12 protein-coding genes are annotated in these 12,251 nt (G+C 61.9%); 5 read left to right on the forward strand and 7 right to left on the reverse strand.

Annotation, left to right across the window (positions count from 1 at the left end):
* The 4 genes from exbB to NWI_RS03650 all read left to right on the forward strand — a co-directional run bounded on the left by exbB (window position 1) and on the right by NWI_RS03650 (window position 3,040).
* Entirely contained in the window at window positions 1-1,203 is a 1,203-nt protein-coding gene (exbB, locus tag NWI_RS18115) for a tonB-system energizer ExbB (protein WP_011314025.1), read from the forward strand.
* A 6-nt stretch (window positions 1,204-1,209) separates the two neighbouring features.
* Complete coding sequence (gene exbD, locus NWI_RS03640) at window positions 1,210-1,680, forward strand: TonB system transport protein ExbD (RefSeq protein WP_011314026.1); 471 nt, start codon at window positions 1,210-1,212, stop codon at window positions 1,678-1,680.
* A complete protein-coding gene (locus NWI_RS03645; RefSeq protein ID WP_011314027.1) occupies window positions 1,677-2,480 on the forward strand; it encodes an energy transducer TonB family protein in 804 nt (267 codons plus the stop codon). The genes exbD and NWI_RS03645 overlap by 4 nt, the downstream gene beginning before the upstream one ends.
* A 62-nt stretch (window positions 2,481-2,542) precedes the next feature.
* The gene (locus NWI_RS03650; protein WP_244374967.1) at window positions 2,543-3,040 is read left to right on the forward strand and encodes an invasion associated locus B family protein; all 498 of its coding nucleotides are present in this window, start codon (window positions 2,543-2,545) and stop codon (window positions 3,038-3,040) included.
* A 242-nt stretch (window positions 3,041-3,282) separates the two neighbouring features.
* Here NWI_RS03650 and NWI_RS16650 read toward each other — a convergent pair.
* The 3 genes from NWI_RS16650 to NWI_RS03670 form a co-directional block, all read right to left on the reverse strand.
* Window positions 3,283-4,226, reverse strand: a protein-coding gene (locus NWI_RS16650) for an IS630 family transposase (RefSeq protein ID WP_187147962.1) whose coding sequence is annotated in 2 segments (ribosomal slippage) — window positions 3,283-3,888 and window positions 3,891-4,226 — 942 coding nt in all. Because the reading frame shifts where the segments join, the coding sequence is not laid out codon by codon here.
* Between the two features lie 796 nt (window positions 4,227-5,022).
* Window positions 5,023-5,220 (reverse strand): hypothetical protein, encoded by a 198-nt coding sequence (locus tag NWI_RS03665; RefSeq protein ID WP_011314029.1) that lies wholly within the window; start codon window positions 5,218-5,220, stop codon window positions 5,023-5,025.
* Window positions 5,221-5,814: 594 nt separating this feature from the next.
* Window positions 5,815-6,561, reverse strand: coding sequence for a hypothetical protein (locus NWI_RS03670; protein WP_011314030.1), 747 nt, complete (start codon window positions 6,559-6,561; stop codon window positions 5,815-5,817).
* A gap of 706 nt (window positions 6,562-7,267) precedes the next feature.
* On the opposite strand from NWI_RS03670, the gene NWI_RS03675 reads away from it, so the two are divergent.
* Entirely contained in the window at window positions 7,268-7,675 is a 408-nt protein-coding gene (locus NWI_RS03675; RefSeq protein ID WP_011314031.1) for an SUF system Fe-S cluster assembly protein, read from the forward strand.
* Window positions 7,676-8,069: 394 nt separating this feature from the next.
* On the opposite strand, the gene NWI_RS03680 is transcribed toward NWI_RS03675, so the two are convergent.
* From NWI_RS03680 to argH, 4 genes are all read right to left on the reverse strand, one after another.
* Window positions 8,070-8,624 carry a c-type cytochrome gene (locus NWI_RS03680; protein ID WP_011314032.1) on the reverse strand — a complete coding sequence of 185 codons (555 nt, stop codon included), beginning with the start codon at window positions 8,622-8,624 and terminating at the stop codon, window positions 8,070-8,072.
* 330 nt (window positions 8,625-8,954) lie between these two features.
* Complete coding sequence (lysA, locus tag NWI_RS03685; protein ID WP_011314033.1) at window positions 8,955-10,220, reverse strand: diaminopimelate decarboxylase; 1,266 nt, start codon at window positions 10,218-10,220, stop codon at window positions 8,955-8,957.
* A 135-nt stretch (window positions 10,221-10,355) separates the two neighbouring features.
* The gene (gene lptM, locus NWI_RS03690; protein ID WP_244374968.1) at window positions 10,356-10,607 is read right to left on the reverse strand and encodes an LPS translocon maturation chaperone LptM; all 252 of its coding nucleotides are present in this window, start codon (window positions 10,605-10,607) and stop codon (window positions 10,356-10,358) included.
* Between the two features lie 115 nt (window positions 10,608-10,722).
* A complete protein-coding gene (gene argH, locus NWI_RS03695; protein WP_011314035.1) occupies window positions 10,723-12,120 on the reverse strand; it encodes an argininosuccinate lyase in 1,398 nt (465 codons plus the stop codon).
* Window positions 12,121-12,251: the final 131 nt, after the last annotated feature.

The following is a 12,251-nucleotide window of genomic DNA, read 5'->3' on the forward strand; positions in this document are numbered from 1 at the left end:
ATGATAGCGCTGGCAAGCCAACAGATATCCGGAACAAAGAGCATGATTGTGAGACTTGCGAAGGCGACGATCCATCTGACGTTTGCAGCGTTATTGGCTGTCCTCGTTCCATCGGCTACGGTTTTTGCCCAGCACCGGGCGTCGTCCCCGTCGACGACATCGTCCGGGGGGGGGGCGGCGGCAACTCCTTCTGCTTCTTCGGTGAACGGCTCTGCGGGGGCGGCTTCGGCTGCGTCTGCATCGCCGGGGCCGGCGAGTTCTGCTCCGTCGGCCACTGACGGGTCGGCTGGGGCTGCGTCATCGCAGCCGTCGGCGTCGACGTCTCCCGAGGGGGCGTCTGATGCGTCGTCCGGGGAGGGGTCTGCTTCATCTGATGCGTCTGCGGGTGCATCGTCGGACGCGGCCGCGCCGTCGGATCAATCCGCCGCGCCGGATTCCGCCGCGCCGTCGCCTGCGCCGGAGGGCTCGTCGTCGACGCTTCCGCAGGACCTGTCGCCGTGGGGCATGTTCATGCAGGCGGACATCGTCGTGAAAGCGGTAATGATCGGTTTGGCGTTCGCATCATTGGTAACGTGGACGGTCTGGCTGGCCAAGGGGATCGAGCTCGCGGCGTCGCGGCGGCGGGCGCAGAGCTGCGTGCGCAAGCTGGAGCGCGCCGACAGCCTCGATGCCGCGCGCTCCGAGATCGCCGAGGGCTGGACCTGTGAGGGCACAGTGGCGGATCTGATGGGGGCGGCGGAGCGCGAGCTGCAGCGCTCGGGCGATCTGTCGTCCGAGGGCATCAAGGAGCGGCTGGCGATCGCGCTGTCGCGCATCGAGGCCAAGGCGGGGCGCGACATCGCCCGCGGCACCGGCCTGCTGGCGACCATCGGGGCGACCGCGCCGTTCGTCGGCCTGTTCGGCACGGTGTGGGGCATCATGAACGCCTTCATCGGCATCTCGCAGACCAAGACCACCAACCTCGCGGTGGTGGCGCCGGGCATTGCCGAGGCGCTGCTTGCGACCGCGCTCGGGCTTGTCGCCGCGATCCCGGCGGTGATCATCTACAACGTGTTCGCTCGCGCGCTTTCGAGCTACCGGGCGCTGCTGTCGGACGCCTCCGGCGAGATCATTCAGCACATCTCGCGCGATCTGGAGCGGCAGGAGCGGGGGCTCGGCCCGTCCGTGGTGGCGCTGTCGCGCGGCCGCGCTGCGGCTGAGTGATGCGCCATGGGGGTATCGCTGAAGAACCCGCAGGATGGCGGCATCGACGAGCTGAGCGAGATCAACGTCACGCCGTTCATCGACGTGATGCTGGTGCTTTTGATCATCTTCATGGTGGCGGCGCCGCTGTCGACGGTGGATGTCGCGGTCGACCTGCCGGTGTCGAACGCGCAGCCGCAACCGCGTCCCGACAAGCCGGTGTTCCTGACGGTGAAGCAGGACCTGACGCTGGCGCTCGGCAATGACGACGTGCCGCGCAACACGCTGCAGGCGACGCTGGACCAGCAGACCGAGAATGACCGCGAGCAGCGGGTGTTCCTGCGCGCCGACGGGACGGTGGCCTATACCGAGCTGATGAAGGTGATGAACCTGCTGCGCGAGGCCGGCTATCTCAAGATCGCGCTGGTGGGGCTTGAGGATACCGGGCAGGCGGTGGCGGCGGGCGGAGCCGCGCCGGCGGCGGCGCCTGCGCCATGATGAAAATCGACTGGCGCGACCCGGACGGCCGGGCCGGCGATGATGTGAACCGGGCGGCGGCGCTGCGCTGGACCGCGGCCGGGCTTGCGGTGGTGGCGCTGCATGCCGGCGGCATCTGGATGGCGCTGCACTGGCCGGCGGCGGCGGAGGCGCCGGGCGATCCGCCGGCGGCGATCATGATGGAGCTGGCGCCGATGGCTGTCGCGCCCGAGGCGCCGCAGCAGGACGTCGCGCCGGGGCCGGAGATGGTGGAGGCCGAGGAGCAGGTCGATCCGGACAAGCCGATCGAGGAGAAGCCTGATCCCGAGCCGACGCCTCCGGAGGTGAAGGAGGCCGAGGTCAAGCTGCCGGAAACGCCGAAGGTGGAGAAGGCGGAGGTTGTGCTGCCGGCCAAGGTCGAGCCGCCGAAGCCGAAGCCGAAGAAGAAAAAGCAGAAGAAGGCGCCGCGCACCACCGCGCCGCAGAGTTCGCAGGCGCAGCGCGCCGATCGCGCGGCCGCGCCGGCCGAAGGCATGGCGTCGTCGATGTCGCCGGCGACCTGGCGCGCCGCGCTGATGGCGCATCTCAACCGCCACAAGCGCTTCCCGCCGGGCGCGGGCATGGGCGTGGCCTCGGTCGCGTTCACGATCGACCGCTCGGGCCGGGTGCTGTCGGCGCGCCTGGTGCGCTCGGCCGGCGATTCCTCGCTCGACGCCGAGGCGGTGTCGCTGCCGCGCCGCGCCAGCCCCGTCCCAGCCCCTCCCTCCAACGTCGGCGGCGGCTCCATCACACTCGCCGTCCCAATCAGGTTCAACAGATAATGTCAGCCCGCTTTATGAGAACGTGCCTGCTCACCCTTGCCGCCGCAATCACGACCGTTGCCATGACTGCGGCTCATGCGCAGCAACCGGCCACGCCGGCGGCGTCTACGCTGCCGAACGGGGCCGCCTCGGTGAGCGAGACCTACGGCGACTGGACGGTGGACTGCCGGCTCGTCGATCGGCGGAAGCAATGTCTGCTGTCGCAGGTGCAGGGCAACAAGGAAACCGGCAGGCGCGTTTACGCTATCGAACTGACGCCTCCCGCAGGCGGCAAGATCGAGGGTACGATCCTGATGCCGTTCGGGCTCAATCTCGATGCCGGCGCGGTGCTCAAGCTCGACGACAAGGACCTTGGCAAGGGGCTGCGCTTCTCCACTTGCGTGCCGCAGGGCTGCCTGTTGCCGGTGAGCTTTCCGGCCACGGCCACGGACGCCATGCGGAAGGGCACGAAACTCGTGGTCGCTTCCCTCAACCTCTCCAGCAACGAGCCCGTCACCTTCAGCGTCTCGCTGAACGGCTTCGCCGCCGCGCTGGCGCGGGTGACAGAACTCGCGAAATAAAACGACTCCTCCCTCATAATTTGGCCCGTCCATCTACGACGGGTAGCCGAATTGCGGCGCGACCGGCCCCCGAGACTATCAAGGAACGATCGTTCACAACGCGGTCGGGCTGGGTGCTGGCGTCGCGGTGCGGCCTTCATGGATCGTTTATCGCTGCTGGATGCCTTCATGAATCGGGCGCGGCGGCGCGCCTCAGTGTTGATCACTGATCGACGCTCCCGCTGTTTTAGAGCATGATGAGTTTAGATTTGGTTGTATCCTGCATTGACGAAGTAGTTGGCGCATTCAGCCGGTGCAACGGTTTCGAGGATCGGAGCGATAGCATTGTAGACGGCCTCGGTGGTCCGCTGCGCGGCTTTGCGTAGCCAGTGTTTGAACTTGGCAAAGAACTGCTCGATCGGGTTCAGATCAGGCGAGTATTTCGGCAGGTAGAAGAGCCGGGCACCGGCGGCACGGATGACGCGACGCACGGCGCTGGCCTTGTGCGAGCCGAGGTTGTCCATAATGACGATGTCGCCGTGCCGCAGGGTCGGGACCAGAACCTTCTCGATGTAGAGAAGGAAGGCTTCGCCGTTGATCGGCCCCTCGATGAACCACGGCGCGGTGATGCGATCGTGGCGCAGAGCGGCCATAAAGGTCATGGTCTGCCAGCGGCCATGCGGCACCTTGGCTCTGATGCGTTGACCGCGCGGCGCCCAGCCCCGCAGCGGCGCCATATTGGTTTTGGTCCAGGTCTCATCGATGAACACCAGCCGAGTGGGATCAATCCGATCTCGATACTTGGTCCATTGCGCTCGCCGACGGGCGACATCGGGACGATCCTGCTCTGCAGCAATCAGCGTCTTTTTTTGTAACTGAGCTTCACAGCGTGAACGAACTCCCACATCGTGCGGTAATCGACCTTAAGGCCACGCTCGGCAAGTTCGGCCACCAGCCCGCGCACGGTAAAGTCCTTTCGGCACCGTTGCAGCAGCCATTCGCGGTGCGGCCCCGCAATCTTCTTTGGCCTATAGCCGCCGATCTGGCTTGGCGCGACGCTGCCGGTCTCGTGGAAGCGTTGTACCCAGTTGATCGCCGTGCTGATGCCCACCCCAAACTGGGCCGCAGCCTGATGCCGCGACAGGCCGCCTTTAACGACAGCACGCACTACCCGCTCACGAAGGTCGTTCGAATAGGCTCGTCCCATCCATGCTGGCCTCCTTCCCAGTCAGCATGTTGAATCAGATGAATTCTGATTTGGGAATCTCAATCGATTCAAAATAAACCCATCCCGCTCTAGGCGCAGTTAGAGCGTTTATGGCGAGGTGCATGACCTATTCGCCGCAAGAGATGCGACCAGAACAAATAATCTCCGGAGCATGGCTTATCGCTTCTGACGGAATCAGGAGCGGGTTCCATGATCTTCATTCTGAGGCGTTTTCTTTGCGCGAGCTGGTACTCTTTCGTCCGAGAAAAGCTGGTGTTTGCAAAAGGACGGAGTTCGCAACGGCGTTTCATCGAAGGTCGCTGCACCGTCTCTTTGGGTGATGCTGGCGATCACCCTCGCAAAGATCGGTCGCGATCGTTAATCGACGACATGCGTTTAGCAGGCGATCGGTTTTTCGCTACCAGCAATAGCACCCCCGCTGAATCGGATCCTTATTAATCCGCGTTCATTCCGGAGCACGGCGAAGAAGTTGGCTCGCTGTGTGACGAGAGGAGGCCGGATCAGGATGCCGAGCGTGTCCGCAAAGGCATCGAGGGACTATTCAACTGCCGTGGGCAGTCGCATGCCGTGGATATTGCGGAAGCGTTTTCGATCAGGGTGAAGTCGGGACTATAAGGATGGGCCGAGCAGACCAGCTAGGCCGAACTAAAAAGGATGCCGGCTCCTTGAAGGGACACCGGCTCCTCATCGCACCGCTCATAGGCTACACGCCTGTAAGAGAATAACATCTGAAGGCGGGAGGGGTGTTGCCTGCAGGTCATCCCCTTCAGCGCTGTCAAGGCTCTTCGGAAGGCCTTGAAAAGATGATGAGCAAAAACCCGACCACAGCCATCGCGGCACCGTAGTAGACCCATTCGGTGTGCCGGACCAGAATACTATCGGCGGGATAGCTGTAAAAACGGAAACCCTGCCCCATGAAGCCCAATCCGGCGATCAGGGTGATAACTCCAACGATTCTCAATAGAGCATGCATTCTGAGGCGCTATCCCGGATTGTTGAATGAGACGAAGAAGCAAGTATGCCGTATATTAAGCGGCCTCGGTCTTCGCTTCAACTCCATTTACGATAGGAATTCTCTGTCCTGTGGAGGAGCCTGCTTGAGAGTGTTTAATTGCTTCAATCCTTTAATCACATGAGATGGAATTCATATCCGAATGCGCTCAAAAGTAATGTCGACTCTGTAGGGATTGCCGGGTCGATCAGTTTGAATGAATGCGAGTCATCAAGCCATGGTGCATCGACGGTGGTCAGCATCGTTTTGGCGCGTACCTATGTTGCTCTGGCCCATATTTGCGACGAAACCACCGCCTGCTTGGCAACGAATTAATCGTGGTGGAGAGCGTTAAGAACCCTCCCAGGAGGGCATCAGACATCAACCAACTGGCAGGCCTAGGATACCCGCACAACGCCACTGATAAGTTCCCCCGTAGGTTGATCTACCGACAGTTGCACTAGCCTCTGACCGATGTGATGCTTCTCAATAAAAATGGCGCCCGTTATGCACGGGCGCCATTTTTATTAAAAGACATTCGGCGTCTAGAAAGCGATCAAATGGCCGTCAGATTCGCTAAACAGCGGAACCAGCCCTGACCTTCTTCTCTGGCTTCTGAGAAGCCGCCGTCGAAGTGACGGTGGGTACGCCATTCTCGAAGCTGACTTCGGCGCCCATACCTGCCGCCATTTCACCCTCAAGGATCGAAGGCTGCTTCGGAGCGGTCAGACGCTGGAAAGACTCGGTCAGAGCGCTCGAAAAGTCAGCGGCTCGGCCACAGACCGAATCCCACAGCATTACCGCACCCTGGTTAGGGACAAACATTCCCTGCCTGGTGGATCGGTTAAGGGCCAGGCGCGACTCGCGCGCACGACGACGTATGGCGTGCTCGTGATCGTGGTCGTCCTCCTGCGCATTGACCGGCAACTGCAGGACCGTAGCCGTCTGCCCTGCGACCAGTTGAGCAATCTTCAGAACCTGCCCATTCGGAAACTCCAGGGCGTCATGCTGAACGTACGGATTGTCCTCATCGACTTTGCGGAAGCTCGCGACCTTGTGATCGACACGAGCCTTGCCTGAGAACTTTATGCCAAGAAAACTGCGGGGCTGCTCGTACTGAACATTCTCATCGAATGCGAGCTCTGTTCCAGGCAGCAAGCAGACCGCCAATTCAGGCGGGCTGTCATGAATTACAAGCTTGGGGCCGAGCTCGCCGACGGCGGCAAAGCCGCGCACGTTAGATTTCGCGAGCTCCATAGTAACCAGCTTATCGGCGACCTTGGCAGGCCGCGAAGAGACGTGATGCAGACTGTAGTCGCACATGAAGGGCTCCTCTGGTTGGGACTACGCATTACCCCACATCGATACAACACCCTCGATGCGAACTCGTTCCGCCCATTTCATACCACTGGCGGCTGCGTTTTAAAGTCCGACGATCCAACCATGCTAAATTGGTACGGTCCAAAATGTACCATGTTAACGCCGTTCACGTCAACTTAATTTCCCCAGTCGGCCCCAGTGGCCAAAGGAACAATTATGCTTTGAATTCAGTGGTGCGCCGCCCGCGAAGCGGCCCGATACCCGCCAAAACCCACAGGCAGAAGCCAGGACGCGGCTGGAATTGCTCCAGAACATCGTCTCGGCCTGATTTCAAGTTGCAGTCGCACGGTAACTGGATTCCAAATCCTTCGTGTCCCGATGCTTCGAGCGCTACCCGAGTGAAACAGATTCTTGCGATGACTCCCGAGCGACACACGAGTCCGCCTTAGAAGCCGCGCGGCGCCCGGCATGTAGAATGTCGATGTGCCGCGGGAGCCGGCGCGGTTCGCTGCTTGCCGCTTGGAGACAGCGGGCAACTGCGCTATGTAAGGACAGCTCTGGGCCAGGGACTGCGGTTGGGAGCAACTTCGCGTCTCCAAGAAAAAAGACGTACGGAAGGGGCCTCCGAATCCGAGCCTACCGAGCGGTTCTAGTCGACCCGGGGTTGAGGCTTGGCGTGAGGATTTCGCCAAAGCGCAGGAGTTTTGACATGACGGATGAGGCGAACGTAGCTGGAGCCGAAAGCGCCTGCCTGGTCGAGGCTCGCACGGATAGCGGGACTGATCACGCCGCGAATACCCCGCCTGACGAGATGGCGCGAATGGGTGAGGAAATCATCGCCGCGCTCAAAACGGTCTATGATCCTGAAATTCCGGCAGACCTCTACGAGCTTGGTCTGATCTACAAGATCGCAATAGACGACGAACGCAAGGTCAATATCGAGATGACATTGACCTCGCCGAATTGCCCGTCAGCGGCAGAATTGCCCGGTCAGATCGAACGAGCGGTTAAAGGGGTCTCCGGTGTGCACGATGCCAAGGTCGCCATCGTCTGGGAACCGACGTGGGATCCGAGCCGCATGTCAGACGAGGCGCGCACGGTCCTGAACATGTGGTGATGGACCGCGGGAACCGGCGTTGACTTGATGCTCGCGCGACCTGCCGGCAAAGGCCGAGCTATGTTCACTGAGTGATATTTACCCGCAGGCCCGCTATTGATCCGTCCTTCTCCGGGGAGGTTTTACGGCGCGGCCTTCTATGGTGTTGTCCGGTGAAGCATGCCGTCAAGGTTCGACCCCGTGGAGGGACGCTGGTTGGCGTGAAAGACCTGGAGCCTTTCCGCTACCGATAGAATTGGAAATTGCTCTATGGTTTTGATTCGACGCGTTTTCTTCACGCAACCGGTGCTCGCCTGGCTTGAAAACGCTCTGGGCTCAAAACGTTGGAGCCTCGCTTCCGATGGAATCGGAAGCGAGGCTCCAGGCTGTTTCGTAATGGCTCGTAACCAGGAACTTACTTCGGCAGCGGCGCCGGATCCTTGGAGAGCGTATTGAGATAGGCAATCAGGTCAGCGCGCTTGCTTTCGCTTTTCAGTCCAGGGTAGCCCATGGACGTGCCCTTGGCGTAGGCTTTCGGGTCATCCAGCCAACTGCTGAGATCGGCGAAGGTCCACTTGCCGCCAGCCTTGCTCTTCAGAGCCGCGGAGTAGTTGAAGCCTTGCTCCGAAGCGATCGGCCGGTTGACGATACCGTAAAGATTCGGGCCGACCTTCTTGGCCCCGCCTTCCTCGGTGGTGTGACAGGCCAGGCACGGCTTGACAAGCCCAGCGCCACGTTCTGCGGAGGCGCTGGCCAGCGCCTTGTTGAACGACTCGGCGTCAGCAGCGCTCGGCGCGGCTGCGGCTTCCTTGGCCTCGGTCTTGTGGCTGGCTTCAGCGTGCGGCTTCTCCGGCGCGCTGAACGACTCGTCGATGATGCGTACTGTTTGAACAAACAACAATGTTCCGAGCAGCGCGCCCATAATGGCGTTGGTCCGGTTCGAATGCACTGTATCACTCCCAGAGCTCATTACTGAAGTACTCCCAGCGGTATGAAGGAGCCAAAGAAACCCGGGATATCCCGGACGAACTGAAAGATCGATGGCAGCGGCACCCCCCGGCTCATCAATCGCGAAACAACTCCACCCCGGCCCGTTTTGCGTGCCTAAAGGGAGCGGCGGGCACACCCATATCAAATAGAAGTTTGTCGCGCAACGGTTCAGCCCGGCGTTGAACGGCCCCGAATTTTGCACTGCGAATGCGGCTTTTGACGGGCGTCATGGATCTTTTAGTTTCTTGCCAGCCCCGGTTCACATCGCTCATGCGACGTGGTCGGAGGCGGGTGCTCGTGGCGATGGCGATCACAGCCAGGGCGCGAGTTTATCCATCGCGATGAGTTGGTCGACTTCGATGCGCGGGCGGACCGTCGCATACTGGTTGCCCCTGACCAGCACCTCCGGGACCAGCGCGCGGGTGTTATAGGTCCCTGACTGCACGGCCCCGTAAGCGCCTGCGGTCATGATCGCCAGAAGATCTCCGGCTTGCGGCTCCGGCAGATTGCGCCCGAGCGCCAGATAATCTCCGGTCTCGCACACCGGGCCGACCACATCGGCGACCATCACCGCGGCATCCCTGGGCGCCGCGCGCACCGGCATGATCTGATGGTAGGCTTCATACAGCGTGGGACGGATGAGGTCGTTCATGGCCGCATCGATGATGACGAAATTGCGGGCGTTGCCGTGCTTCACGTAAATCACGCGCGTCACCAGAACGCCGGCATTGCCGACGATCATGCGGCCGGGCTCGAACATCAGCGTGCAGTCGAGATCGCGGGTCACGCGTCTGACCATCTCGGCATAGGCAAGCGGCTCCGGCGGCGCCGATCGGTCCTCGTAATAGGGAATGCCGAGGCCGCCGCCGAAATCGACGTGGCTGATGACGTGACCATCGGCGCGCAGCGTGCCGACGAAATCCGCGAGCAGACGGAAGGCTGTTTCCATCGGACCGAGATCGGTGATCTGGCTGCCGATATGCATATCGGCGCCGGTGACCTTGATGCCGGGCAGTTTTGCCGCCCGGGCATAGACCGCGCGCGCCTGCGTGATCGGAATGCCGAACTTGTTCTCCAGCCGGCCGGTTGAAATCTTGGCGTGAGTGCCGGAATCGACGTCAGGATTGACGCGCACCGAGATGCGCGCGGTGCGGCCTGTTTCAACCGCGACGCGGGACAGCAGGTCGAGTTCCGGTTCCGATTCGACGTTGATGCATAGAACGTCCGCGGCGAGCGCCGCGCGCAGTTCGGATTCGGTCTTGCCGACGCCCGAGAACAGAATCTTGCTCGCCGGAATGTTCGCGGCGAGCGCACGCTTGAGTTCTCCGCCCGACACCACGTCTGCTCCCGCTCCGAGCCTCGCCATGGTGCGCAGCACCGACTGATTGGAGTTCGCCTTCACGGCGTAGCAGATCAGATGGTCGGTTCCCGCGAAAGCTTCGGCGAATACGCGGTAGTGCCGTTCCAGCGTCGCCGTCGAATAACAATAGAACGGCGTGCCGACGGCTTCGGCCAGCGTTGAAAGATCGACGTCCTCGGCGTGGAGTACGCCGTCGCGGTAATCGAAGTGATGCATGGCTCTAGTGTCCCGAATCCGAAATCCGCTTCACCAACTCAGCGTCTCACACAATAGCCCAAGAGCGTTCGGCAAGGGTGCGCGGAAACAGCAAGCGAAACTTCCGAGGGGCCACGCCCGCATCACGCCCGCATTTCAGTGGCTGTCGAGCAGCGGGTCGAGGATGAAGGATTTCCTGGCGCCTCTGGACGCCGCCGGGTCGCTGTTGATTCCGAAAGACGGATCGAACAGGTTGTCCTTGGGCGCATTGGCGCGGTCATGGTCATCCGCCGCGGCGGCGGCAGGCGGCTGGTTTGATGCGGTCGGCGGCACATCGAGGCCGCCCTTGCGCCCGCAGCCGGCCAGCGCCAGCGCGGCGGCGGTCAGAAGAAACAGGGCCCATCTCATCGAGATGGAGCTTGAAGTGCTGTTCACGGCGATATCCCCAATCGGCGGCACCATACAAAGAATGCCCTGTTCTGGCGAGGCCCGGAAGGTCAGAAATTCAAGACTGGCGTTCGGGTCAGTCCGGTGTTCGCTTTTTCTCCAGCCGCCTGAGCCAGGCCTTGGCTTGCGCGCGGACGTTCTTCGGCGCGGTCCCGCCATAGCTCGTCCGGCTCTTCACCGAGGCTTCCACGGACAGCACCGCAAGCGCGTCGCGGGTGATGCGCGGCTCCACCGCCTGCATCGCGGACAGCGGCAGTTCATGCAGGGCGACGCCCTGCTTCGATGCGGCCGCGACGATACGCCCGGTGACATGGTGCGCGTCGCGGAACGGCATCTTCAGCGTCCTGACCAGCCAGTCCGCGAGATCGGTCGCGGTCGCATAGCCATCGCCGGCAGCCGCCTTCATTCGCGCTTCGTCAGGCACGAGGTCGGCGACCATGCCGGTCATGGCGCGGATCGCCAGCGAGAGCGCGCTGAACGCCTCCATCGCGCCCTGCTTGTCTTCCTGCATGTCCTTTTGATAGGCCAGCGGCAATCCCTTCATCACCACCAGCAGTCCCGTGAGCGCTCCCACGACGCGGCCGGTCTTGGCGCGCACCAGCTCGGCGGCGTCCGGGTTGCGTTTCTGCGGCATGATCGACGAGCCCGTGGTGAACTTGTCGGAAAGTCGCACCAGGCCGACCAGCGGCGAGGTCCAGATCACCATCTCCTCCGCGAAGCGCGACAGGTGGGTCGAGGCGATCGCCGCGGCTGACAGCGTCTCCAGCACGAAATCGCGATCCGAAACCGCGTCGAGCGAGTTCGCCATCGGGCGATCGAAGCCGAGTCCCTTCGCGGTGGCATGGCGATCGATCGGAAAGGACGTGCCCGCCAGGGCAGCCGCTCCAAGCGGGCTCTCGTTCAGGCGCCTGCGCGCATCGGCGAAGCGTCCGCGATCGCGGGCCGCCATTTCGACATACGCCAGCAAGTGATGGCCGAAGGTCACCGGCTGAGCGGTTTGCAGGTGCGTGAAGCCCGGCATTACCGTTCCGGCGAATTCCAGTGCGCGGGTCGCGAGAGTATGCTGGAAGGTTGCGAGCGCGTTATCGGTCTCGTCGATGATGTCGCGGACATAGAGGCGGAAATCGGTCGCAACCTGATCATTGCGCGACCGCGCGGTATGCAGTCGTCCCGCCGAGGGACCGATCAGCTCTCCGAGCCGGCTCTCCACATTCATGTGAATGTCCTCAAGCGCCCGCTTGAAGTCGAAGGAATCGTCGCGGATTTCTGACAAAATCGTGTCTAGACCCTTGCCTATTTTTTTCGCATCATTTGCCGCGATGATGCCTTGAGCGGCAAGCATCTCGGCATGGACCTTTGACGCGGCAATGTCCTGGGCGTAGAGGTGGCGATCGACGTCGATCGAGACGTTGATCTCCTCCATGATCGCGTCAGGTCCTTCGCCGAACCGTCCACCCCACATCTTGTTGCTCATGTCCTGTTGCTCATGTCTTGCCGCTCATGCCGTGCTCGCCACTTTCATCATGCCTGCCGGACGGCCGATCCGCTCCGGTGGGTGTAGCCGTCGAAGCCGACGCCTGCATACCCGTATCTGATACAGGATGA

Source organism: Nitrobacter winogradskyi Nb-255 (assembly GCF_000012725.1).
Lineage (GTDB): Bacteria > Pseudomonadota > Alphaproteobacteria > Rhizobiales > Xanthobacteraceae > Nitrobacter > Nitrobacter winogradskyi.